The 24,739-nt window shown below is 40.4% G+C and carries 16 protein-coding genes and 1 riboswitch; of the genes, 10 read left to right on the top strand and 6 right to left on the bottom strand.

Going from position 1 to position 24,739, the window contains the following annotated elements; all coding sequences use genetic code 11:
- Positions 1-50 precede the first annotated feature (50 nt).
- Positions 51-2,432: a TonB-dependent receptor gene (locus ALKIM_RS0100275; RefSeq protein ID WP_026472914.1), complete on the bottom strand. Its 2,382-nt coding sequence runs from the start codon at positions 2,430-2,432 to the stop codon at positions 51-53.
- A gap of 463 nt (positions 2,433-2,895) precedes the next feature.
- Between ALKIM_RS0100275 and ALKIM_RS0100270 the strand changes: the two genes are divergently transcribed.
- On the top strand, positions 2,896-3,366 hold the full coding sequence (locus ALKIM_RS0100270; RefSeq protein WP_026472913.1) for a DUF4395 domain-containing protein: 471 nt from the start codon (positions 2,896-2,898) through the stop codon (positions 3,364-3,366).
- Between the two features lie 411 nt (positions 3,367-3,777).
- On the opposite strand, the gene ALKIM_RS0100265 is transcribed toward ALKIM_RS0100270, so the two are convergent.
- The 4 genes from ALKIM_RS0100265 to ALKIM_RS17075 all read right to left on the bottom strand — a co-directional run bounded on the left by ALKIM_RS0100265 (position 3,778) and on the right by ALKIM_RS17075 (position 10,837).
- Positions 3,778-4,869 (bottom strand): hybrid sensor histidine kinase/response regulator, encoded by a 1,092-nt coding sequence (locus ALKIM_RS0100265; RefSeq protein ID WP_026472912.1) that lies wholly within the window; start codon positions 4,867-4,869, stop codon positions 3,778-3,780.
- Positions 4,870-4,884: 15 nt separating this feature from the next.
- Entirely contained in the window at positions 4,885-5,364 is a 480-nt protein-coding gene (locus tag ALKIM_RS17080) for a response regulator (RefSeq protein WP_052345155.1), read from the bottom strand.
- 216 nt (positions 5,365-5,580) lie between these two features.
- Positions 5,581-9,705, bottom strand: coding sequence for a PAS domain S-box protein (locus ALKIM_RS0100255; RefSeq protein WP_026472911.1), 4,125 nt, complete (start codon positions 9,703-9,705; stop codon positions 5,581-5,583).
- 10 nt (positions 9,706-9,715) lie between these two features.
- Positions 9,716-10,837, bottom strand: coding sequence for an FIST signal transduction protein (locus tag ALKIM_RS17075; RefSeq protein ID WP_044117644.1), 1,122 nt, complete (start codon positions 10,835-10,837; stop codon positions 9,716-9,718).
- 347 nt (positions 10,838-11,184) lie between these two features.
- Positions 11,185-11,367, top strand: a riboswitch (cobalamin riboswitch).
- A 68-nt stretch (positions 11,368-11,435) separates the two neighbouring features.
- Between ALKIM_RS17075 and ALKIM_RS0100245 the strand changes: the two genes are divergently transcribed.
- The 8 genes from ALKIM_RS0100245 to ALKIM_RS0100210 all read left to right on the top strand — a co-directional run bounded on the left by ALKIM_RS0100245 (position 11,436) and on the right by ALKIM_RS0100210 (position 21,325).
- Positions 11,436-12,569, top strand: coding sequence for an ABC transporter substrate-binding protein (locus ALKIM_RS0100245; protein ID WP_026472910.1), 1,134 nt, complete (start codon positions 11,436-11,438; stop codon positions 12,567-12,569).
- Positions 12,566-13,615, top strand: coding sequence for an iron ABC transporter permease (locus ALKIM_RS0100240; protein WP_044117643.1), 1,050 nt, complete (start codon positions 12,566-12,568; stop codon positions 13,613-13,615). Before ALKIM_RS0100245 ends, ALKIM_RS0100240 begins: the two co-directional genes overlap by 4 nt.
- 67 nt (positions 13,616-13,682) lie before the next feature.
- Positions 13,683-14,711 (top strand): ABC transporter ATP-binding protein, encoded by a 1,029-nt coding sequence (locus ALKIM_RS0100235; protein WP_026472908.1) that lies wholly within the window; start codon positions 13,683-13,685, stop codon positions 14,709-14,711.
- A gap of 147 nt (positions 14,712-14,858) precedes the next feature.
- Positions 14,859-16,913: a molecular chaperone HtpG gene (gene htpG / locus ALKIM_RS0100230; RefSeq protein ID WP_026472907.1), complete on the top strand. Its 2,055-nt coding sequence runs from the start codon at positions 14,859-14,861 to the stop codon at positions 16,911-16,913.
- Positions 16,914-17,142: 229 nt separating this feature from the next.
- Positions 17,143-18,405, top strand: coding sequence for a DEAD/DEAH box helicase (locus ALKIM_RS17070; RefSeq protein WP_044117642.1), 1,263 nt, complete (start codon positions 17,143-17,145; stop codon positions 18,403-18,405).
- Between the two features lie 166 nt (positions 18,406-18,571).
- Positions 18,572-19,747 carry a THUMP domain-containing class I SAM-dependent RNA methyltransferase gene (locus ALKIM_RS17065; RefSeq protein WP_044117641.1) on the top strand — a complete coding sequence of 392 codons (1,176 nt, stop codon included), beginning with the start codon at positions 18,572-18,574 and terminating at the stop codon, positions 19,745-19,747.
- Between the two features lie 204 nt (positions 19,748-19,951).
- A complete protein-coding gene (locus ALKIM_RS0100215) occupies positions 19,952-20,419 on the top strand; it encodes a MaoC family dehydratase (protein ID WP_026472906.1) in 468 nt (155 codons plus the stop codon).
- A 111-nt stretch (positions 20,420-20,530) separates the two neighbouring features.
- On the top strand, positions 20,531-21,325 hold the full coding sequence (locus tag ALKIM_RS0100210) for a M48 family metalloprotease (RefSeq protein WP_026472905.1): 795 nt from the start codon (positions 20,531-20,533) through the stop codon (positions 21,323-21,325).
- Between the two features lie 72 nt (positions 21,326-21,397).
- Here the strand turns inward: ALKIM_RS0100210 and ALKIM_RS0100205 are convergent, their stop codons facing one another.
- Complete coding sequence (locus ALKIM_RS0100205) at positions 21,398-22,945, bottom strand: dipeptidyl-peptidase 3 family protein (RefSeq protein ID WP_235714345.1); 1,548 nt, start codon at positions 22,943-22,945, stop codon at positions 21,398-21,400.
- Between the two features lie 321 nt (positions 22,946-23,266).
- On the opposite strand from ALKIM_RS0100205, the gene ALKIM_RS0100200 reads away from it, so the two are divergent.
- Positions 23,267-24,541 carry a ligand-binding sensor domain-containing protein gene (locus ALKIM_RS0100200; protein WP_162148771.1) on the top strand — a complete coding sequence of 425 codons (1,275 nt, stop codon included), beginning with the start codon at positions 23,267-23,269 and terminating at the stop codon, positions 24,539-24,541.
- Positions 24,542-24,739 lie beyond the last annotated feature (198 nt).

Here is a 24,739-nt window from a genome sequence, read left to right as displayed (position 1 = left end):
GATGATGTTGTTTGTTCCTGTTTGATGGAAGTGGTTTGCAGTTGTTGTTGTTAAAATTTGATACCCCATTTAATGTAGGGGATAAAATTGAATACGCTTACCTGCTTTATTTCTCTGCTAACCTCGTTGGTTTGCTCATCGTAGCGGGTTCGGTTGTAGAGCATAAATGGGTTAGAGTTTGCATACACGTTATAAACACCGAAGCTCCAGGTGCGAAAAGTCTTCTGCCTTTGCTTATGCATGTTAAATCCGACATCGAGTCTGTGATAATTAGGCATCCGATAGTTGTTTCGGGTATCATAGTGTTCTATAATGTCATTGTTGCCATTTGGTCTCAACGGTCCCGGTTCGCTGAATGATGATTCGAGTCCCGCATATTGCTCATCAGCCAGTGTAAAAGGATATCCGGTACGATAGGTCCAGTTGGCGCCAAAATCTGTTCGGTTGCTCAATTTGTATGTTGCCACAACTGTAAAATCGTGCCGTGCATCGTAGTTATATGGAAAGGTACGTCCAAAGCTGATTTCCGGAAATGTTCTGTTGGCCCATGAAAGCGTGTATCCCGCCCAACCTGACAGTCGGCCGGAGGGTTTTTGTACCAGAAGCTCAACGCCGTAGCTCTCTCCGCTGCCACTGGTTATCAAATCTTCCCAATCGCCTCTGTTTAATTCGTAAAAACTAGCGCCTTCGGCATATTCCACAAGATGTTTCATCTCTTTGTAGTAGCCTTCCAACGAGATTTCATAAGCGTTGTTGAGTGCGTATGAAAAACCTGCTGCCACCTGCCATGCTTCCTGGGGTCTGGTTTTAGGTGTTGCAGGCACCCACAAGTCAGTCGGAAGCCCCATTGTGGTGTTGGTAATCAGATGTAAATATTGCGTGGTGTAGGCATAAGAGGTTTTGAATGCCATGTGAGGCAGAATTAAGTATCGTGCCGAAAGGCGCGGCTCCACGCTGTGCCATGCTTTATTCTGTATGTCGAAGCGGGATACGTGAAGGCCTGCATTGACCATGATTCGCCGGTTTAGGGTGAACTCGTTTTCCAGATAGGCTTGCAGTTGTCTGGCAGGAATATTTATGTTGCCATAAGTTGTATCGATAGGGGCAGAGCTGTTACCACTCCTGTCTCGCGACACGGTTACCCCGGGGGAGAACTGATGGAAAGTCTGACTAATTCCGAATTTCACATTGTTTTTATGATTTGGGGTATAGTCAAAATCGGCTCTTACAGCGTAATCTCTTATTCGTGAATAGTACTTCTCGTAAAAACTGTAATAGTGTCGGCTGTTGGCATCACCAGAATTATAATCCTCGAAGAATTTAAAAGTGAAGTCACTTAATGTAGCGGTCACATTGAGAAACAAGTTGTTGGTCATGATGTAGTTCCACCGCAGAGCCCCAGTGAGATTACCCCATTGCAAACCAGCCTTATCTGTGCTGTTTCCCCAGTTGTCTTTGGCATAGAACTTATCTTTTCCGGTGTACATGCTCAAATAAAGTCTGTGGCGATCGTTGATGCGGTGGTTTACTTTTGCATTGAAATCCTGTAAATAGTAACCTATCCAGTAATCGTCATCTTCCACTTTATTATAATATGCCTGCAAAGGATAGGTGAGGAGATCAAAGTATGAACGGCGGCCGGATACCATAAATGATGTACGCTCTTTTACGATGGGGCCTTCAATGGTAGCTTGCGACGACAAAAGGCCGATGGATGCTGAACCTTTAAACTCTTTATCATTGCCTTCTTTCATGCGTATATCCAACACTGATGAGAGCCGACCGCCATACCGGGCTGGAAAACCGCCTTTGGTGAGTGATACATTTCTAAGGGCATCGGTATTAAAAACAGACATAAAACCAAATAGGTGGCTTACATTGTACACTGGCACACCATCCAATAGAATCAGATTCTGATCGGGACCACCACCACGTACATAAAACCCGCTCATTCCCTCGGTCCCTCCTTGTACTCCGGGCATCATCTGCATGGTTTTAATGATGTCGCTCTCACCTAATAATACAGGGATTTTTTCTACATTGGCAGGTGATAGCTGTAATACACCCATTTGCGTACTTTCAATAGACTGTTGCGGACTACGACCACTTACTGTAATCTCTTGTAGTTCAATAATTGGTTCGAGACGGAAGTGAATTGTGGTGTCACGATTTAAGCTTAATTCCAGATTGATTGATTGATAGCCGGTGTAGGAGGCTGTTAGTTTTTGCTTACCCGAGGGGAGCTTCAAACTATAGAAACCGTAGAGGTTGGTTGCAGTGCCAATAAACGATACCGGCTCGTAGATGTTGGCCGAGATAAGAGCCTCGCCTGTTCTGGCATCTGTGATAGAACCATTGATGGTAACTGTTTGTGCCAACGCTGAGAGAATATTCAGGCACACAAACACGAATACAAGAAGCGTGTGTTTCATTAAGATTAAGGTTAGGATATTTACTATAATTTTAATCGACGCAAAAATATCAATTTTTATGCCATTTCGTGTTTCGTTTATTGTGAATACATGTTAAATGTGCATTATTGAATTATGTATATATAAGTCAATGCATTAAGACTTGGGGACGTGTTTCTATTAGTTATATGAACCATTTTTAATATCTCAATATTTTTGTATATGTTTGCTTAAAGTAGTGCTGGTGTTTTGAGTGTATAGATTGTTATGTTATTTAGAATGTGTCGCAAAGCGCAATCGGCCCAATTTTTACAGCTTTTTTGTGCATTAGTAGAATCAAAACATTTAGTGCGATTTTTTTGTTATTTGAGTGGATATAAAGGATTGATGATTTTTTGAAACGAGCATGATTCGTTTGTCATATAATACGGATGAATACTCATTATGCGAGTTGTCTCCGGCAAATTAGATAAATTTTTTACAGATGAAACTGGAAACATTGTGCCCCATGTCTGATAAACGCGTGAACAAATGGGTAGCGCGCGTAAATGCTGGCTTAACTTTTTTAATACTGCTGCTGTTTTTTTATACGCATAACCCCCTTATTATGCTGTTCTTAGCTGTTGATTTCTCCCTGCGTGGATTCGACCGCTCTGAATACAGTCCGCTTGCATGGGTAGCGCGTAAGGTTCTGGTTGTGCTTCCATTGAAGCCCAAGCTGATTAATGCCGGCCCAAAATTCTTTGCAGCACGAATAGGATGGTTTTTTTCAGTTCTGGTACTGCTGTTTATTGTTTTAAAGATGCCGCTTACAGCCACTGTGGTAGCTGCAATCTTTACGTTTTTCGCTTTTCTCGAGGCCGTTTTTGGCTTTTGCATGGCTTGTTATGTTTATCCTTATTTTTATAAGTTGGCCTATCATCTCGACTTTATAGATGAGGAAAAAGAGTCATAATTGTTAAGCCCGGAAATTAATTGTTTTAATAATGTTAGCCCATTCCATCGTGGTCTCCGAATTTTCCATCGATGGGGGGGGGCGGTGATAATAGCGCCGGAATTTGCTAACCCTTGTTAAAGTCTATTTTGCAGCTAAGAGCCATTTCTTGAAACCGGCAGATGGTAAGATGTTGTGAAGTAGAGCGGGTGTTTGCGCATCTTTTTTAGTTAGGTTCGAATTATCTCTAATCTTTTTCCGGATTCATAAGATCTATCCAGAACTTCAATTTATTTCGTATCCAATTGATTAACGATAGAGTCCGTTTTGTAAGTTATCTTTTTAACTCAATCATGATGTTGATGATTTTAATACGACTTCGAATGTCTTTGAGTATCGTTGAATCTGAATGTATATACTGAATGGAACAGACTAGTGTTTAACCGGGAGCGTTAAAATAATTTCTGTGCCAACTCCTAATGTACTACTAACGCTCAGACTGCCAAGGTTTCTAGTTACGAAATCCTTCACCATAAGGAGACCTAAACCGGTGCCTTGTTCATTATTAGTACCTAAAGAGTAGAAGTGCTCATCTTTATTGAAGATTTTATCAATTATTTCTTGTGCAATACCGATTCCAGTGTCTTTAACTGATATTGCAATAGTGCTATTCTGATGAGCTGACCTAATTGATATTTTTCCGTTTTCAGGTGTGAATTTGATAGCATTTGATAATAGATTTCTTATCACAGCATGAATCATCACTTCGTCACAAAATGCAACATCAATGTTTGAAGTATACTGACTTATTTCTATGTTTTTCATTTTTGCATTACCTTTTAAAAGTGTAATGCATTCAGTAACAACTTGGTGAATGTTTGTTTGTTGGGCTTTAATGTTTATTTTGTCACTCTGAAACTTAGTCCACTCTAACAAATTGCTGAGTAGCGAGTAAGTTGCATTTGATCTCCCTTTTAAATCATCGAGAAGGTCAATGAAGGTTTGACTGTTTTTGTCAATAAGATCGGCTGATATAAGATCTAAACTTTGAATGATGCTGGCAAAAGGGGAGCGGATATCGTGTGCAATAATTGAGTATAGTTTATCTCTTGTTTTGCTCATCTCAACAATCTTTTTCTTGGCAAATGCCAACTCACAATGATTCTTTACACGAATTAGAAATTCTTCATGCTTATATGGTTTACTTATATAATCAACCCCTCCAGCATTAAATCCCTCCACCAGATCCTCGGTTTGGTTTTTTGCGGTTAAAAAAATTATTGGAATTTCGTGCAGGTAATCTACCTTTTTTATTCTCTTACACAACTCAATACCATCCTCTCCAGGCATCATAATATCCAAAAGAATTAAATCAGGAATTTCTATTTCCAGAATCCTCATTGCTTCAGTTCCATTTTGGGCCAGACTTATTCTGTAGCCAGCCTCTTTGAGAAAATGTGCAGTGATTTTAAGGTTGTTGATTACATCATCAACCACGAGTATATGCCTAGTGTTAAACTCCATAAAATTTCAAAGCTATTAGTCTGGATCAATAATTTTGCTGAATTCCAAAAGCATCGACAATGCTGTATTTCTGGATTCTTTGTACTCTTTTAGATATTTCTCATGAAGGTCACGAAGGAGCTTTAATTGAATGTGATTATTAACCCTTACATATAATTCTTCTTTGCGGAAAGGTTTTGTAAGATAGTCAACACCACCCAATTCAAATCCTTTTACGATGTCATCGGTATCGGTTCTGGCAGTGAGAAAAATAACCGGTATATTTTTCAAGTCATTCTCAGCTTTAATTTTTGCACATAACTCAAAACCATCCATGCCAGGCATCATAATATCCAAAAGTATCAGATCGATGCGGTTGTTATTAAGGATTTTAAGAGCGTTTTCGCCATCAGTTGACAATGCTATTTTATAGCCTTTTTCTTTTAGAAAGTTACCTACTAATTTTAGGTTTTCTTGATTGTCATCAACAACCAGAATCTGAATTTCATTTTTCATTTGCTTAATAAGTTAAATGGATTTAGATGGGTTGTTAGTTTCGAGAGAAGAAGTTTTCTGCACGAAACATCAATTTGTCCAAAGCATCTTGCATTCATCCTTAAATGCTGAATCGATATGTATTCATGCCGTTTTTAAAGGTATGGAATAATGAGGATTATCATTCTGTTTTAGTTTAAATTGTTGGTTTACATTAATTGTTCTCTGCGATTTATTCTATTGTTCATTGAGCTTATTTCCATAAGTCAGCATTTCGATTTCTTTCACCAGATCAGGAAAGGTCCCGATGTTAGCGCGTAAGGATTCTATATCGAACGTGTCAATATCCTCGATTAATTTGTCCGTATAACTGTTAATATACTGGAAGTTGTAGTTCAAAGCAAGTGTTTTAAGCTCTCGAGCAAATGTCTCTATTCTGTATAGAACCAACGTGTCGTTAATTTCTTCCCATAAAGGCATGAATTTCAAGATTAACTCGGAGTATATTTGAGGTACTTCTGCCATTAATTCTTGTGAAAGATTAATTATGGAGAGGTGATCAGTTGATTCAGTTGATTTTTCTGTATTAATTATTACGTAATCCAAATATCGCATTAGTTCTTGGATTAAATCCGATTTACTAACAGGTTTAAACAGTAGTCCATTAAAATTTGAAAATGCCTCGGACTGAACTCTGTTTGATACTGAGGCCGTAAGGGCAATAACCGGAATGTTTTTCAGGCGTGGTTCAGATTTTATGAATCGAGCAACTTCATATCCGTCTATTCCCGGCATTCGGATATCCAGAAGTATCAATGAGGGTTGGGTAAATTTGAGCATATCCAGTGCCATTTCGCCACTTTCAGCTGAAATCATTTCTAACCCGGATTCTGAGAGCAGACTTTCTATTGTTTCAATATTTGAAACCACATCATCAACAATAAGAATTGATGCGTTTTTAAAGATAACCGGATCGACGAATTCGTATTTGTTCTCTTTAATATGTAGTGTATTACATATCTCGACATTAGGGATTTCCAATCGAAAAGTTGAACCAAAATTCACCTTGCTTTTTAAGGTAATACTCCCACCCATTTTCCCGGCCAAGCGGCGTGAAATTGCCAGGCCTAAACCAACTCCTTCGTATTTGCGATTTGATTGTCCGGACTGTTGACGAAATGCCTCAAAAATAATCTCCTGCTGATTCTCCGGTATGCCTATTCCTGTGTCAACAACCTCAAAAATCACGGTTCCGGAGCTTTTCAGTTTTGGCTTAAAGGTCAGGTTGATCCTGATAAATCCATTATGAGTGAATTTCACTGCGTTACCGATAAGATTGAAAATGATCTGTTTGGTCCTTATTTCATCCATTAACAATCCTTCCGGTACCGATTTGTCAATATTTACCGATAATGAAACCCCTTTTTTATCAGCCTTCTCTGTGAAGAGCAATTTAATCTCCTCCAAAATATGAATTAGATTTACAGGTTGCGGCGATATTTCAATGATGCCGGCTTCAATTTTCGATAAATCTAAAATGTCGTTAAGCAACGATAGCAGAAGTCCCCCGCTACCTAAAATGGAACTCACCATTTTTTTATGTTGTGGTTTCTCCAGCTTATGAAATAAAGCTTCGCTGAAACCTAGAATTGCGTTCATGGGAGTACGAATTTCATGGCTCATATTGGCCAGAAATTCACTTTTGGCTTTATTGGCCTGATTGGCCCGGTCGCGTTCTTCTTCAAGTTTTTGCTCATACCTGATGCTTTCCGAAACATTGCGGACAATGGCAATTACCTCTGTTGCATTCATCCGCGACATTCTGGCTTCGAAATAATCAGTTTTACCACCAATGGGATAACTGTAATTAAACTTGAAATTTCCCGTAATCAGACAGTTGTTGATTGCATCCTGAGCTTTGTTGGCAAACTCTTCTGGAAATAGTTCCGAAATCGTTTTATTGATAAATTTTTCCGGAGGCAATATGAGTTCCTCAGACGATGATGACCTGAAGCTTAAAATTTTGCCATCTTGATTAAAGTGAAACAGGATATCAGGTATGGATTGGAGAATCGCACTGTTCTTTGCTTCACTCTCCGATAAGGATTGTTCATATATCTTACGTTCATAAGCATTTGCAATAATCCCGGAAATGGTTCGCAGAAGTTCCAGCTCCGATTTTACCCATTTTTTATAACGCATGCATTCATCGTATCCGATAAACCCGAAAAATCTTGTCTGAACGTACAAAGGGTAAATAATTATAGATTTGATTCCCTGAGGCTCAAGAACCATTTGGATGTCATGAGGTAACTCAAGTATATTCTCCGAATAAAGACAACCTTCTTTGTCTATTAGCTCTTTAAATGATGGAAGGTTCTCATATGGGACATTTTGCAAATCATTAATTTGGGGGGTAATGCCAGTATTACACCATTCATAAGCATTAGAAGTTGCAGAGCCATCAGGCAAATCTTCGAAGATATATACCCGGCTGGCATCTATGTGTTTACCCACAGCTTTTATTACCTTGTTAATTTTACTGCCAAAAGTGTCGAGTTGGTTTAATTCTAATGCGATATCAGATAACAGGGCTTGTTGCTTTAATCCCATTTCTAGCGCATCACTTTGCTCGCGAAGCTTCGACTCAACTTTCACCCTTTCTGTAATGTCTCGACTAATCCCTATTATAGCATCCTGGTTTTGCCAGATTCCTCTGGTGACTTTGGTTTCTACAGGTATCAAATTTCCTCGTTTGGTAACCAGCGGAATTGTACATATATTTTCATTGCCTGACAGAATCTCATCGAATACCAATTTTGCAGAATCCCACATGCTTTTAGGATGCACATGCAGTATGCTTTTATTTTTTAGTTCATCATGATTGTACCCTAACCTCGCATTTACTATGGCATTGGTATGTATAATGTCTCCCTTCGTATTTAAAATGAATAGCAAATCCTCAATGGAGTGAAAGAGGGTTTCCATATCCTGTTTGTCCTGCCGGATTTTGGTCTCGTGCTTAGCCTGAATGATAAACGATCCTGCCATATTTGCAATAAGTTCGAGTATTTGGCGACTGCATGCAGGCACTTTAGTATGTTGATGGGAGGCCATGTTAAAGGCAGCTACGACATTATTACCATATATAATTGGAATAATCGCCAGAGCTTCCAGATTTTCATTCAGTGTCTCTTGCTGATCTGGTAGTAATTTATAGTTGGTATATAGTGGGGCTTTGTTATTAATAATTGAAGTGTTGGCTGATTCTTTTGGATAGTATGAAATGGTGTTGACGAATTGCTCCGATAATCCTGTATGAAATACCAGATTCAAACTTCCATTGGTTTCATTAACCAGATAGATCCCGCCACAGTCCATTTCAGTATGTGCAATGGCAGTATTCAGACATATCTTTAATGTTTCGCTTAAGCTTTTTGTAAGACCTAAACTTCTTCTTAGTTCATATTCAATATGTTTATGAATGTCAGCGAGTTTTCTGTCTGTTATGTCCAAGTGGGTTCCAACAGCCCTAAGTGGCAATCCGTTTGAATCACGCTGAATTACTTTACCTGTGTCTAATACCCATATCCAGTTTCCGTTTTTGCTTTTTATCCGATGTTCAGTTTTATAAATTTCTGATTCTCCATTAAGGTGTTTTTCCAAATTTTCCTCTGCGGAGACTTTATCATAGGGATGTACAAGTTTTTCCCAAGTTGAAATATGCGGTTCAATTTCATCAGGCGAATAGCCTAACATCGAACACCAGCGTTTACTATAAAAAACCTTGCCAGTAGAGATCTCCCAATCCCATAGTCCTGCTTCACTACCTAATAGGGCCATTTCCAGACGCTCCGAGTTTTGTTTCAGAATAAATTCATTGGCTTTAATTGATTCGACATTCATACAGGCCAAACAAGCTAGTGACAATCTTGCGTTTATTTCCTGGAGGTTAAGAATAATCTCGTTATTCAACCTGTTTGTTTTTTTGAACAAAACCAGAAATCCAAAACCATTAAGGGACATGATATGGTAATAAATCCCAAATGATGTTTTACCCGTTGCTGGAAGTGAGTCATTAAATGATTGGATTTCAACTTCTGAATCAAATATATGTGGGATATTTATTTCCGAACTATATCTTTCGGCTATTCTCAAGTTAATCGGTATTGTAAAAAAACGGTTGGATCTAAATCTGCCCGATTCTTCCTTTTTTAACTGATACACCACGCCGGCAGCACAATTGAGCTTTCTAAGATAGGTGAGCATGGCATGTTGAAGCATCTCTTTAATATCCATGCTTTTACCAATTGACATGGCAAGCTCGTAGAACACCTGAATTTGTTGTGCTGAATTATTCATAGTTTCGCGATTAAAAACATCCAACCACAGATGTTTTGTTATGAAATTCCAAATAGTCCTTTTTATTATCGGCAATTTCACCAATTGATAAAACACCTAAAAGGGGAAGGTGATTACATTCAGAACTCACTTCTTCTAACTCAAGATAAAAATCATCCTCTAGAAACAGAACCCGCGAAACACAATCGACAAGAAACAAGAGGTTTTTGGGCGGCTCACCTTTATTAGCAATTGCCATAATGGTTGCGTTACGAGCAGCTTTAATAAGGTCTTCTTTGTTGCCATTCATAATATGAAGAAATGATCCAACTTCAACTTCACCTACACATAATAAGGAGTTGTTTAATCCAACCGCTATGGGATCACGAATCACTTTTTCGGCATCGAGTTTGTGTATTCCGAAAGGAAAGGATTTCGCTATCGAAAAAAAGTTGTCGGGGGTAATTCCGGTTGATTTCTCTCGATTAAGAACGCTTTTATACACCTCAAAAGCCGGCTTATAGTCGAGCTCTTTTACGCAGGTTCCTTCGGAGGCAGTAACTTTAAATGGTCCGGCAAGTGAGGACCAGCCGTGACTTACACCTATTCCTGATTCCAGATCAAAAGCTGCAATAATGGCCGAGTCCTGAAGCAATCCTTTATTTGAGAAAATACAGGGCTTTTGTTCCAAGCTAAGAGACCCGCAACCGCCACCGATATAATTATATTCAAGACCCATAGTCATAAATATGGAATCAATGAAATGGTTCGTCCTTTTAGAGAAACCATCTATGAATACAAAAAGACTTTTTGTATTAGTTGTAAGTCTATCCGACAGATTTAGCAATTGGTCGTTAAAGTCAGTTGCCGGAAGACTTATGTTTTCAATCAACTCAACGTCAGTGTGTAATTTGAACTTAATTATAATAAAGCCCTTTTCAAATTTCTTCTGTTGAAAAATTAACCCTGGGAATATGCCTCCAAACAAAGGTTTTTCTATTGCTCTCAGAATTGGGTCAATTAATACCGGATCGTAATTGTTTCCATCGGCAGCGAGTATTAATATGGATGATACTTCAGAATCTTGATTAATCAGGAGAAGACGTTGTTTTAGCTCATCAATCAAGGGGGCATCACAAAATTCAAATTCCATAGGTATGCTTTAATTAAATATTGTAATAATGTCAATAACACAGGATTCTAATGCGAAAAAGAAAGTCAATAATGAGTGAATGTGTCATAATCTTGAATTTTGATTGTATTAATAGATGACTTCTTATTGGATTGGTTATGTGATTTTCTGAAAGCATCATTGTATTCGTTAGTTAATGTTTTTCCGTTAAAGTCATTTTTTATTATACGATATACATTAATTCTTTGTTTGAAATATGGACTATTAAGTCATGAATTGTTTAGGATTTATGACGAGAATAAACATGGATGGACCTAATTAAGTTTAATGCGTTGTATATATTATGTGATTGCCTAAAAAAAACGTAGTTTTGCCATTATGAATAAGGTGCCTTTGTGCATAAGAGGGAATCCGGTGTAAAACCGGAGCTGTACCCGCAGCTGTAATCCTGCAAATTTTACGACTTATTGCCACTGTCCGGATAGTATTAGGATGGGAAGGCGTCGCAAATTAGGGAGAGCCAGAAAACCTGCTTTGTTCGTTTATCAATACCGGATGGTAAGGTGACCAATACCGCACCATCTTCTTATGAACCAGTTAACTTTCGGGAGAAAAAGTTATGGCAAAGATACTGTGCCTTGCAATTCTGTCATTAATTCTTTCATGGTCCTGTTCAGGTCCTGCACGTTCGGTACACACTTCGGTAACTGAACTTATTTCCACTTCCGATTCTGTTTATAGACCCAAATATGCGCGTGGTTTTGTAATACATTATCTCGGTGATGATAAAATTGTGGAGGTGGCCAATCCATGGGACTCAACTCAGGCTTCGGACTATTTTTTTATCGATAATTCAGGTACAGTTAAGTTGGAGAGTATTCCATCTATCAAAGCCCCGGTTCTTAATTGGTCAGCATTCTCGTCCACTCAGGTAATTATGGCCGATGTTTTGGACGTGCTACAAACACTGAAAAGCGTTGCCGAACCTGAGTATATCTCCAACGAATTTGTTAAGCAAGGGTTGAGCGAACGGCTTATTCGAAACGTAGGAATGGCCTCTTCGCCAGACATGGAGGTGCTGTTGCTATCAAATCCTCAATTTGTATTTGTTTCTCCTTTCAAGGATAATCAGTATGAGCAGCTTAAAGAGGCAGGATTGGTTGTTATTCCAGATGCCGGTTATCTTGAAAATGTGCCATTGGGGCGCGTGGAGTGGCTTGTTTTTTTCGGTGCGTTCTTCAATCGTGAAGCTGATGCATTGCGCTATTTTGCTTCTGTTGAGCAACAATATTTCGAGGCAGTTAATGTGACGTCGTCAGTTTCGGTTCGTCCCTCAGTAACCACAGGTTATTTGTTTCAGGATGTATGGTTCTTGCCTGCCGGCGAGAGTTTCCTGGCAGAATTATTCAGAGATGCCGGTGCCGCTTATCCTTATGCCAATGTGTCGGGACGAGGCTCTCTTGCTTATGATTTCGAAAAGGTTTTTTTTGATTGTCACGAATGTGATTATTGGGTTCTGACGATAAATCATCCTGATACTTTTACGTATGATCAGCTTCACCGTATGGACGAGCGTTACGCCGGGTTCAGCGCTTACAAAAATCGAAAAGTAATCTATTCAAACACAGCTTACTCCATGTTTTTTGAGAAGGCGTGGATAGAGCCACACATCATTTTGAAGGATCTCTCAGCCTATCTTCATCCCGGTTTGTTCGACAACCACCAGCCAGTGTATTTTAACCTACTGAAATGACTGCAATAATTAAAAAAAGAAAGCATCTTTTGCGGCTCACAATTCTTCTAATTATTGGGTTGATATTGTTTATGCTGAACATTGCGCTGGGGTCGGTTAATATTCCGCTTAAAGAAGTTGTTAAGGGGCTGCTGGGCTATGAAACGGAACTTGAGAGCTGGAGTTATATAATCCAAAGGTCACGTTTGCCACAAGCCATAACAGCAATTCTGGCCGGAGCCGGTCTGGCAGTTGGGGGCTTACAGATGCAGGCACTGTTTCGCAACCCGTTGGCCGACCCTGCCATTTTGGGTGTGAGTTCCGGTGCCGGCTTAGGTGTGGCCATGGTGCTTATGATGGGAAGTTTTGGTGGTTTTGCACTGAGTGCCTTGGGATGGATAGGTCACCTGACGGTAACTACAGCTGCATTTGCAGGCGCAATGGCTATATTGTTTCTGGTGTTGCTCCTGGCCAACCGTTTGCGCGACAATGCCATGTTGCTCATTGCGGGCATTATGGTTGGTTATGCGGCATCTGCTCTCGTAGGTGTGCTAAAGTTTTATAGTATGAAGGAGGATGTGCATGCCTTCGTAATCTGGGGGTTGGGTAGTTTTTCGTCTGTATCGTGGACTCGGATGGAGGTGTTTTTTCCTGTGGTGATGGTCGGGCTTATAGGCTCTCTTTTATTGATAAAACCTCTCAATCTGATGGTCTTAGGTGATAATTATGCAAGCAATCTGGGTGTTAACATCCGCATGTCGCGATTTCTGATTTTGGCATGCACCGGATTGCTTACCGCGGTTATCACTGCCTTTTGCGGACCTATTGCCTTTTTAGGACTGGCTGTGCCTCATCTTACCCGGGGTTTGTTTAAAACATCTAACCAACAAGTTCTTGTGCCGGCGGTGATGGTAGCTGGAGCTATTCTTGCATTGTTCAGCAACTTAATTGCACGCCTGCCCGGTTTTGATGGCGCTTTACCCATAAATGCAGTTACCAGTATGATTGGTGCTCCGGTGGTGATTTCAGTCATTTTAAACAACAGAAAGCTAATGGCCGGAGGGTGAGCATTATAACTTATTATGGATGTACGTTTTACTGGAACTTAATATGGATTACAGATAGCATAAACGGATGAGCGAATTGATTTTAACAAAAGCATTGTCGGTTGGATATAAACAGGGGCGCAACAGCTCTCCGCTTCATTCCAATATCAACGTTAAGTTGATGCAGGGTGAGTTTGCCTGTTTATTGGGGCCAAATGGTGCAGGAAAATCAACTTTGCTAAAAACTTTTGCGGGCTTTCTTCCAAAAATATCTGGTGATGTTTACATCAACGGAAAAAATCCGGATAAACTCAATGCAGCAACCAAAGCAAGGCTCATAAGCGTGGTTTTAACAGAGCGGTTAATGGTTCCAAATATGACTGTTTATGATTTGGTGGCGCTTGGGCGTAGTCCGTTTACTGGTTTTTTTGGACGGCTTACGGGTAAGGACCGGCAACTGGTTATTAAAGCCATCGGTGATGCCGGTCTCGAGGGTTTTGCCAATCGTAACCTCATGGAACTTAGTGATGGCGAAAGGCAGAAGGCGCTCATTGCCAAAGCACTCGTGCAAGAAACGCCGCTTATTCTTCTCGATGAACCCACAGCTTTTCTGGATTTACCTTCACGGGTTGAGATAATGCACCTGCTGAAAAATCTCGCCCATAAAAAGCAAATAGGCGTGCTGCTATCAACACACGACCTCGATTTGGCACTACAAACAGCAGATAAAGTCTGGCTTTTGGCAGCCGGTTTGCCTATGGAAACTGGTGTTCCCGAGGATTTGGTACTCACCAATGAGTTCCGTAAATTCTTTGAGAGGGAGGGAATTTTATTTGACAATGCCACAGGGCATTTTACCATGGCCGGTGCACATGTTAAATCCATCCGTCTTATAGGTAAAGGGCTTGAATACAAATGGGTGAGCCGTGCCCTCTCGCGTCAGGGATTTACTACATCTGATGATCCTTTTAGCCGACTACAGGTCGAAATCAGAAGTGACAGCCAGAGAGAATACATCCTATCAGGTCCTGACGGCGTACCTATCAGACTCAGAACCATCGAAGATTTACTCGAGCAACTCAAGATGGCAGAAAAACGGCAGTCTCTGACAGAATAGCTGCTTGCCTGACCATTTGTCATATTCTTTCCTTTGGCACACCCTTTGAATTAGAGACATCGCAAAAGTAAGGCATCTTGTCTGTTGACGTTTGCCTATACCTTATCCTAAATTTATTGTTAATCTAAAATTTTTAAATATCGAGTTATGCAAAAAGGAACAATTGGTGTAAGTACGGAGAATATTTTTCCGATTATTAAAAAATACCTTTATTCCGACCATGAGATATTTCTTCGTGAGTTGGTCTCCAACGCAGTGGATGCTACTCAGAAACTTAAAACTCTGGCCAGCGTAGGCGAGTTCAAAGGCGAACTGGGTGAACTCACCGTGCGTGTTAAACTGGATGAGAAGAAGAAAACCATTACCATCAGCGACCGCGGTGTGGGGATGACGGCCGATGAAATTCAGAAGTATATTAACCAGGTTGCATTTTCTGGGGCAAACGAGTTTCTTGAAAAGTATAAGAAGGATGCCAATGCCATCATTGGTCACTTTGGATTGGGCTTTTACAGCTCGTTCATGGTTGCCAAAAAAGTTGAAATCATTACGCGTTCCTTCCGCGATGATACACAAGCGGTTATCTGGAGCTGCGATGGAAGCACTGAGTTTACCCTGGAAGAAACCAAAAAGGATGATCGTGGTACCGATATCATCCTATACATCGACGACGAGAATCAAAACTTTGTTGACAAGGGCGAGATAAGCCGCCTTTTGAAAAAGTATTGCCGTTTTCTGCCTGTGGAGATTGCTTTTGGCAAGGTTACGGAGTGGAAAGATGGCAAAGACGTTGAAACAGATCAGGATAATATCATCAATGAGACGAGCCCCCTCTGGACGCGCAAACCTGCAGATTTAAAAGAGGAGGATTATCAGAAATTCTATCGTGATCTCTATCCGTTCTCCGATGAGCCATTGTTCAACATTCATTTGAATGTGGATTATCCGTTCAACCTTACCGGGGTGCTCTACTTCCCCAAAATCAAGAGTAATATCGAAATTCAGAAGAATAAAATCCAACTCTACTGTAATCAGGTGTATGTAACTGATTTTGTTGAAGGTATTGTACCTGAATTTCTGACTTTACTGCATGGTGTGCTTGACTCACCGGATATTCCGCTTAACGTGTCCCGTTCATACCTGCAGAGTGACTCTAACGTGAAGAAAATATCCAGCCACATCACCAAAAAAGTGGCCGACCGTTTAGAGGAGATATTCAAAAGTGACCGTAAGAACTTTGAAGATAAGTGGGACGACCTGAAGCTGTTTATACAATATGGTATGCTTAGCGAGGAGAAGTTCTATGAGCGTGCTGCCAAGTTTGCCCTGCTCAAGAATACCGAAGGTAAATATTTTACCTTTGAAGAGTACCGAGATATCATCAAGGCCAACCAGACTGATAAGGACGATCAGGTTGTATATCTCTACAGCACAAATAAGGATGATCAGTATAGCTTTATTGAGGCTGCCAAAAACAAAGGTTATGACGTGTTGCAGATGGATGGCTATTTTGATAGTCATTTTGTGAATCATCTGGAACAAAAATTTGAAAAAGGCCGCTTTGTGCGCGTCGACAGCGAGGTGGCGGATAAACTTATACCTAAAAATGACACCCACGAGTTAAAGCTTACATCTGAGCAGCGTGAAAACTTAACCACCATATTCTCGTCGCAGGTACCTCAACTAGCCAAATCGCATTTCATGGTTACTTTTGAGGCGATGGGTGAAAACGATACACCGGTGATGATTACACAGCAGGAGTTTATGCGCCGGATGAAAGAGATGAGCGCACTTCAGGGCGGAGGTATGATGTTCTATGGCGAAATGCCCGATAGTTATAACCTTGTGGTGAATGGAAACCATGGGTTGGTTACCCGAATTGTGGAAGATGTAGATGAGCAACTTGGCGAGAAGCTCAAAACCATCTCGAGCCGAATATCTTCTCTTGATACCCGTAAAGCCGAACTCGAAGCAGCCAAAAAAGAGAAAAAAGAGGAGGAGATTCCGGTTGCTGAGAAAGAAGAGCTGGATGATGTGGAGAAGAAAATTGATGAGCAAAAGAGTAAGCGCGATAGCATACTGAAGGACTATGCCACAGGAAACAAACTGGTATCCCAGCTCATCGATCTTGCCCTGCTTTCCAATAACATGCTTAAAGGTGAGGCGCTTAGTAAGTTTGTGAAGCGCAGTATAGAACTTATTTAAGCTTTATACAAACCATATATATCTTCAAGACCGGTGTCCATTTCAGGACTCCGGTCTTCTTCATTTTTAAAAACTAAAACTGCGCTTAGTGGTTTCCCTTGGAATCGTTCTTTTAAATGGTCTATTATTACTTGCGACTATTTGCCGCAGGATAAAATTATCCATTTATAATTTGTATCTTTGCGGCTTCGTTTAGAGCCTATCGAAAGGCGTTATTTAATAGTTATTTATGTTATTTAGTTCTTTAAATCTTATTGATTCTATCCTGAAAGCCGTTGAGGAAGAGGGATATACCACCCCAACACCAATTCAGGCCGAGGCCATTCCGGAGGTTTTATCAGGCAAAGACCTGTTAGGTTGCGCCCAAACAGGCACCGGAAAAACAGCAGCTTTCTCAATTCCAATTCTTCAATTACTATCTCAAAACCATACAAACAGACATCGCAGCCGAAATATTCGGAGCTTGATTGTTACACCAACCAGAGAGCTTGCCATTCAAATTGATGAGAGCATCAAAACTTATGGAAAATATACAGGACTCACCAGTACTGTGATTTTTGGTGGTGTAAATCAAAACCCACAGGTTCGTGCTTTGCGCGCCGGTGTAGATATATTGGTTGCAACTCCCGGCAGATTGCTCGACCTTATCAATCAGAAGGTGATTTCCCTTCGAGAAATAGAGATTTTTGTCTTGGATGAGGCAGATCGGATGCTCGACATGGGCTTTATTCATGATATTCGCAAGCTTCTCACGTTTCTGCCCGCTAAAAAGCAGTCGCTGTTTTTTTCTGCAACCATGCCGCCCGAAATTGTGAAGCTGGCATCTGGTATACTAAAAAATCCAGCCAAAGTGGAGGTTACACCTGTATCGTCAACTGCTGAAACCATTAATCAATCCATCTATTTTGTAGATAAACCGAATAAGCCTTTGCTGTTGCTCGATATACTGAAGAATAAGGACATTAAAACGGTTTTGGTTTTCACCCGCACCAAACATGGTGCCGATAAGGTGGTGCGATTCCTCGATAAAAATAAAATCAAAGCGGAAGCAATTCATGGCAATAAGGCGCAAAATGCCCGTCAGCGTGCGTTGACAAATTTCAAGGAACAGACAACCCGTGTTTTGGTTGCTACCGACATTGCCGCAAGGGGTATCGATGTGGATAACTTGCAATACGTTATTAACTTTGACCTGCCAAATGTGCCAGAGTCTTACGTACACCGTATTGGCCGAACGGGAAGGGCAGGAGCTGATGGTACTGCTTTATCATTTTGTGATGCCGAAGAAAAGGCTTTTTTGAAGGATATAGAGAAACTCATTAATCTGAAAATTAATGTGGTTGAGAATCATGACTATCCGTTGATAGATCACAACCCGGTGAAAGCACCTAAACAACAGAGGCCGCCACGCAAAAAGTCCATGGCCGAAGGCAATCAACCTGCACGTCGACCCAGAGAAGAGAAAAAGCCGTTCTTCAGGAAACGCGCCTGATATTGAGTATAGCCCGAAGCCTTTATTCAACAGTTTGGATATAGAGAATTAGATGTTTTAGTAACGGTGTGTTGTTTGGTTTTTCTAAAACCGGGTTTATTTAAAATCTGATTTTTAATCGAACAACCAACAGTTACTTAATTTTTGTTCATAAACAGGAAGTACCTTGAATTTAGTAGCAAAAACTTTTCACGGGCTGGAAGAAGTTCTGGCCAAAGAACTGGAGGCCATCGGCGCCAGAAATATTAAGATTTTAAAACGGGCAGTCTCTTTCGACTCCAATAAGGAGACGCTCTACAAGAGTAATCTTTATTTGAGAACGGCACTTCGTATTCTGCAGCCGCTTACCACATTCACGGCGCGAACCGAAACGGAGCTTTACGATAAGGTAAAGGCCTACAATTGGGCGCCATACATGCGGAATGACCAAACGCTGGCCATCGATGCAGTGGTGTTTTCCCGCTTTTTCACCCACTCAAAATATGTGGCGCTAAGGGTTAAGGATGGTATTTGTGATCAGTTCAGAGATAGCACTGGCATTCGCCCATCTGTTAACTTACATCGGCCTACACTCATGATTAATGTGCATGTGGCCGAGGATAAATTCACGCTTTCGCTGGATAGTTCAGGTGAACCGCTTAACAGGCGGGGTTACCGTACGAAAGACCATCCCGCACCAATCAATGAGGCACTTGCTGCCGGTATGGTGATGCTCTCTGGTTGGGATGGCAAGTCGCCATTTATGGATCCCATGTGTGGTTCAGGCACAATTGTAATGGAGGCGGCTATGATTGCTGCTAAAATGGCTCCTAACCTCAAACGCGAGGAGTTTGGATTTCAAAGATGGAACAATTATGATCCCGAATTGTGGGCTCAAATTGTGAAAGAGGCCAAAGAACAGATTGTTCAACCTGAAGCACGAATTACAGGAAGCGACATTGACTTACGTTCCATTGATGTGGCCAGACAAAGCGCATTGGATTTTGGGCTAAAGCAGTTCATTAATTTCTCAAAAATGCCATTTGTTGAGGCAATTCCCATTGGGAAAAACGGAGTGTTGATAATGAATCCGCCTTACGATGAGCGGTTAAAAAACAGCGAAATCGCAAAGCTCTATATGGAGATTGGCTCTCAGTTTAAACACAAATTTACCGGCTGGGATGCATGGGTTATCAGTTCCAACTCTGAGGCATTAAAGCTGGTAGGATTGAAGCCTGCTGAAAAACATACATTATATAACGGCGCCCTCGAGTGTCGGTTCCAGAAATTCTCGATGTATGAAGGCTCAAAAAAAATAAACCGCTCCAACGGCCCTCGAAGAAATATGCCAAAAGATGTGTAGCGCTTTGTCTGCACATTAGTAGGTGATTATTTAAGTTGGTGTGTATGTAATAATCTGGATGAATTGCGTTCAGATCAGGAGCATTGTTTGGTTGGTACCGATAAATTTCTATAATTTGCCTTTTTATTGACAGGTATCATACGGTAATTTTAACCGCAATGTCACTACCTTTTCATTTTGAAATTTTCAATTAAACTGACAATCATGAGTAAAGTAATTATCAGCAGCTTTGAAGAACTTGAAAAATTAGTAGGTCACGAGTTGGGTATTTCTGATTATCATCAGTTTACACAGGATCAAATCAACTTGTTTGCCGATGCAACACTTGACCATCAATGGATTCATACCGATGCCCAACGCGCTAAAAGCGAGTCGCCTTTTGGTGATACCATTGCTCACGGTTATCTCACGCTTTCAATGCTGCCGCATTTGTGGAATCAGATAGTGGAGGTGAAAAACCTGAAGTTACAAGTAAACTATGGCATCGAAAAGTTTAAATTCAACCAGCCGGTGCTTGTAAACAGTAGGGTTCGACTTTCTGCAAAAGTAATTGCTGCAGTGAATCTGCGCGGTGTAACAAAAGCCAATATAGGCGTTAAACTTGAGATTGAAGGGAATAAGAAACCTGCTTACGAAGGCGAGATTGTTTTCCTATACCATTTCAACTCCTAGTAAGTTCAGTAGCGTTCAAATAAACCAAATGCCGAGGAGTCTGTTTATTACGTAAACAATGAACAGATTTAATCGGCATTATTTTTGACATTAACTTCAAAACTTATTTCTATGCAGACGATATTAAAACTTTCAGCATTTTTACTTGTCATCTTGCTTTCGTCCTGTAACGATGGCAAAGTAAACTTCTTCACTGTTGACCAGGACATACAGTTTGGGCGTGATGTGGTGGAAGAGATAAAAGCCAACCCTGAACAGTATCCAATTCTCGACAGGAATGAGTTTCCTGAAGCTTATGCCCATATCGAAAGGGTGCGCGATAATATTCTTAAATCGTCGCAATTGAGATATGCCGACCGCTTTGATTGGGATGTGTATATAATTAACGACGATGTTCTTAATGCCTTTGCATTACCCGGCGGTACAACTTTTTATTACACGGGTTTGATTAAGTTTTTGGACGATGAAGCTTCATTGGCTGGTGTAATGGCCCATGAAATAGCCCACTCCGACCGACGACATTCGACCAATCGCCTTACAAAGCAGTATGGCTATTCCGTTTTGCTTTCATTTATTCTGGGCAACAATCCATCCATTGCAGCCCAAGTGGCAGGTCAGTTGGCTATGGGACTAGGTACCCTGGCATTTAGCCGTGAAGATGAGTATGAGGCTGACGAATATGCTGTACGGTATTTGAGCGACACCGATTACGATCCTCGTGGCGTAGCTTATTTCTTTATAAAGATGGACCCGGATGAGACTCCCAAAGCAATGACATATCTGAGTACTCACCCGTCACCTCTTGACAGAATCGAAAAGATTATGCAAAATCACGTGAAGTACGGAGGCAAAGAGGGTGACAGGTTTGAGAGCCGTTATCAGGATTTTAAGAATAGCCTTCCATAGATTCTTGCAGATATAATATACATAAAGAAACTCTGTGAACCGGATTATTATTCGATTCACAGAGTTTTTCTTTTACTTAAGGCCGATCATGTGTAATCCTTGTTCAAATCGGATGTCAACAGGTATTCCGGAATCATTTATTCGGTAGAGGTCAGATTGGAGTTCGGCGCGTATTACGCCATGACTTGCCAATATGTTCAGAGCGGCCTGATAGTCTCCATCACCTTGCATCATCAAGATTTTTGCCGACAGCTCATTTATCGCATTGGTCATTGCGTCAAAGTTTACCATGTAGGTGCCGTTGTGTTCATTGCGGGTAAACGCGCCCTTTTCCTGAAAAAAGTAAAAGCTAATCATGTTGGATTTTCCATGTGCCGATGCAGCTCCAAAGCGCACCGAACGGAAAATACCTGCCATAAAAGTCACATAATTATCCATCAGGTCTTTCTCACTCAGTTCTCCCATTTTTACAAGTTGTGCCACCATATAAAGACCTAAAATATCTGCTTTGTTCTCTTCAATGGCAGTGGATGTTTCACGCATTGCCTCACGTACATCGCCTTTGCCATTGATGGTATTTTTAATGCCAAGCCCGTGTGCCACCTCATGAAACATGGTATTCTCAAAAAATGCATCAAATGTGATATGGTTTCGTTGCGTCTCGTCAATGAGTAGTTGGCTAATGGGCACCAGTATGTGGTCGAATTTGTATCGCATGGAGTTTTTTAGTTGCAATTTGCGACTGCCCTTCTGTATGTGCACCTCCGGATCGTTGGGCAGATTGATGGCAATGGTTTTGCTGCCTGCGTTACAGTCGCCTGCATAAAATATGGCATCATACACACCCATATCGCTATCGCTGCCTGGTGTTTCTGATTTATATTGCAGTGCCACCGGCAGACTCTCTTGCAGAGCAGGGAGCAATGCCGTAAAACGGTCGAGGCGCCTGCTCCATTCCAAATCCTTAATCAGAATATATGCTTCGTGGGCTGCTTTATAATTAAACAACCTGTCTTCATAATTTTCGATAGGGCCTACAACAAAATCAATGTTATTGTCGCGCATATCCATCCAAACAAGGTCACTGGGCAAATAATCGTCTGTTAGTAAGGCTTCGGCCCGGAGGTTCAGATAGTTTTTCAGTGTTTCGTACTCGGCGAGTTCAGCCGCTTTGCGCATTAGCTCAGCTGCCTTTTCATGCTGTACGCGGTAGGCTTTGCTGTATGGCACCGAAACCAGTTGACCGTTATTATCACGTTGAATGAGGGTGTATAAACTTCTTTTATCCGGTGCATCAAAAGAGTCGAACTCCTCGGTGGTCATATCTGATGGGTAAAATCCTGCACCCATAGGTTTTTCGCCATAGCCTTCGATAAAAGGTTTGTTGTTATTGAGGCGCTCCCATGGGCCATAATTGATACGCACAAATTCGCGCGTAGCTTCATCGCTGATTGACTCCAGAAGTGGCATTTTATCCCCGTAGGATTGCGTCCAGAATATCTCATCCATTATTTTTGCCACCTCAACAAGATAAGGCAACATTTTTCTTTCGTTTTCTGATAGGTGAGAGATGTCGGTGGTGAGATCCACCTTCACAAAATTGTCTACTTTCATTTGCATTTCGCTGGTTGTTTGTTTGTGTTGACAAGATAAGCAAACCAGGCATATAGCCTGAACCGCAATTACTGTTTTAATTTTCATGCTGTTTGAGTTAATGAAATGGATGATGATTCTGATTCAATATTAATTATTACAAATCATCTGCTTTTATTGTTAGAGCACAATGTGTAATCGTTAAAAAATTATAAATTTGCTAGCCGTTTATATCGAAAATTTCAAAGCATAATAATGATGCAGTTATGCGGTTTTAGATTTAAAAATAGAACCTTTTTCTTAAACGGACAGTTGAATGGTAGCAAGTTCAGAACAAATTTAATATGTATGGTTCAATCACTCAATCTATCTATCCGATTTGTTTTATTTGTTTGCCTAATAACTTCCATTACCGAATTGTCTGGACAAAATGTAAGGTTTAGCAAATATTCCACCAATAATGGCTTAACAGATAACGTTGTTTCATCAATTCTTCAGGATCAAAAAGGGTTTATTTGGTTTGGAACAGAAGATGGGCTTAACCGATTTGATGGTTTAACTTTTAAGACATACAGAGCAAACCCTCAGATAGAAAATTCTCTTTTAAATCCGAATGTCTATCGGATTTATAACGATAGTAAGAATAGAATTTGGATAGTTTACAGGTCGTTGGCTGTATTAACGGTGTTCGATCCATCCCGAGAATCTTTCACTCATTTTTACCCGGATATATCAAATCCTGAAAGACTTACGAATGGGAATGTACTTGATATAATCGAGGATAACGATCAAAACATTTGGATTGCTACGCAATATGGCCTTAATCTTTATAATGAGGATGGGAGTTTTAAGCGATATTTGAAATGCGGTAAAGGCAAATCTATTTCTGATAACCGATTGTTTGGCTTATATAAGGATAAAACAGGTATCATCTGGATTGTGAGTCATTCAGGTTATGATTATTACAATCCTGCCACTAAAGAGTTTGGACACTTAAACGCTGTGGTCTTTGATTCATTAACGGCTCAGTATTTTTCAAATCATGAGATTAAGCCTATATTTTTTTGTGATTCAGATGATAAGCTGTGGTTTGCATCATCCCATTATTTGTTCAGAACAGAGCAATCAATCAACAGCGATCCTTCCTCCTATTCATTTAAAACAATTGATATTCAAAACATCCCTGTATTGAGGAATTTGCCCCGGTTCATAAGAAGTATTGAAGAAACGGCCGATAACAGTATTTGGGTTTCAACGCCATATGGGTTGGCTCGATTGAGGCAGAATGAAGGTGCTGTAGATGCTATCAAAAATTACTTTGCTGATTTAAAATATTATAATAAAGCTTCGATAAATACATTGAGTGAACTCTTGAAGTCCCCTGATGGAGATATTTGGTTTTCAGGTGCACTTGGTTCCAATTCACTAGGACTAATGCAGTACAATTTTAGCGAAGATAGATTTATTGAATATCGAAACATTCCTTTTGATATAAATAGTATATCACCTGGAGAGTTAAGTTTTATTTTTATTGATCGAAGTGGGTGTTTATGGGTTAGTGTGTTAAATCGAGGTATTAATGTATTGGATTTAAATCGGAAAAAATTTAACAACTTTTTCTAAGTACATGACAAAACTTTGACACATTTGTTAAATTCGTTTATATCCAGTGTGTTCGACAATGCATGAGCAATCCGAATTAACCCATACTTGAAGAAACTGAAGGCTCTTCTTCCGTGTTTTTTGACTTTTAATTGTGTACAATTTTTTCATGTTTGTCTATACCAGCGAGGTAAGCCCAAATAAATGCAATGGAAACAA

The sequence above is a fragment of the Alkaliflexus imshenetskii DSM 15055 genome, from assembly GCF_000517065.1.
Taxonomy (GTDB): Bacteria; Bacteroidota; Bacteroidia; order Bacteroidales; family Marinilabiliaceae; genus Alkaliflexus; species Alkaliflexus imshenetskii.
The sequence above is the reverse complement of the archived record's forward strand: the minus strand, read 5'-3'. Positions and strand labels throughout refer to the sequence as shown.

Bases quoted from the DNA above. Each gene is read 5' to 3' on its own strand.
- ALKIM_RS0100275 (WP_026472914.1), bottom strand. From the start codon at position 2,432: ATGAAACACACGCTTCTTGTATTCGTGTTTGTGTGCCTGAATATTCTC.
- ALKIM_RS0100270 (WP_026472913.1), top strand. From the start codon at position 2,896: ATGAAACTGGAAACATTGTGCCCCATGTCTGATAAACGCGTGAACAAA.
- ALKIM_RS0100265 (WP_026472912.1), bottom strand. From the start codon at position 4,869: ATGGAGTTTAACACTAGGCATATACTCGTGGTTGATGATGTAATCAAC.
- ALKIM_RS17080 (WP_052345155.1), bottom strand. From the start codon at position 5,364: ATGAAAAATGAAATTCAGATTCTGGTTGTTGATGACAATCAAGAAAAC.
- ALKIM_RS0100255 (WP_026472911.1), bottom strand. From the start codon at position 9,705: ATGAATAATTCAGCACAACAAATTCAGGTGTTCTACGAGCTTGCCATG.
- ALKIM_RS17075 (WP_044117644.1), bottom strand. From the start codon at position 10,837: ATGGAATTTGAATTTTGTGATGCCCCCTTGATTGATGAGCTAAAACAA.
- ALKIM_RS0100245 (WP_026472910.1), top strand. From the start codon at position 11,436: ATGGCAAAGATACTGTGCCTTGCAATTCTGTCATTAATTCTTTCATGG.
- ALKIM_RS0100240 (WP_044117643.1), top strand. From the start codon at position 12,566: ATGACTGCAATAATTAAAAAAAGAAAGCATCTTTTGCGGCTCACAATT.
- ALKIM_RS0100235 (WP_026472908.1), top strand. From the start codon at position 13,683: ATGAGCGAATTGATTTTAACAAAAGCATTGTCGGTTGGATATAAACAG.
- htpG (WP_026472907.1), top strand. From the start codon at position 14,859: ATGCAAAAAGGAACAATTGGTGTAAGTACGGAGAATATTTTTCCGATT.
- ALKIM_RS17070 (WP_044117642.1), top strand. From the start codon at position 17,143: ATGTTATTTAGTTCTTTAAATCTTATTGATTCTATCCTGAAAGCCGTT.
- ALKIM_RS0100215 (WP_026472906.1), top strand. From the start codon at position 19,952: ATGAGTAAAGTAATTATCAGCAGCTTTGAAGAACTTGAAAAATTAGTA.
- ALKIM_RS0100210 (WP_026472905.1), top strand. From the start codon at position 20,531: ATGCAGACGATATTAAAACTTTCAGCATTTTTACTTGTCATCTTGCTT.
- ALKIM_RS0100205 (WP_235714345.1), bottom strand. From the start codon at position 22,945: ATGCAAATGAAAGTAGACAATTTTGTGAAGGTGGATCTCACCACCGAC.
- ALKIM_RS0100200 (WP_162148771.1), top strand. From the start codon at position 23,267: ATGGTTCAATCACTCAATCTATCTATCCGATTTGTTTTATTTGTTTGC.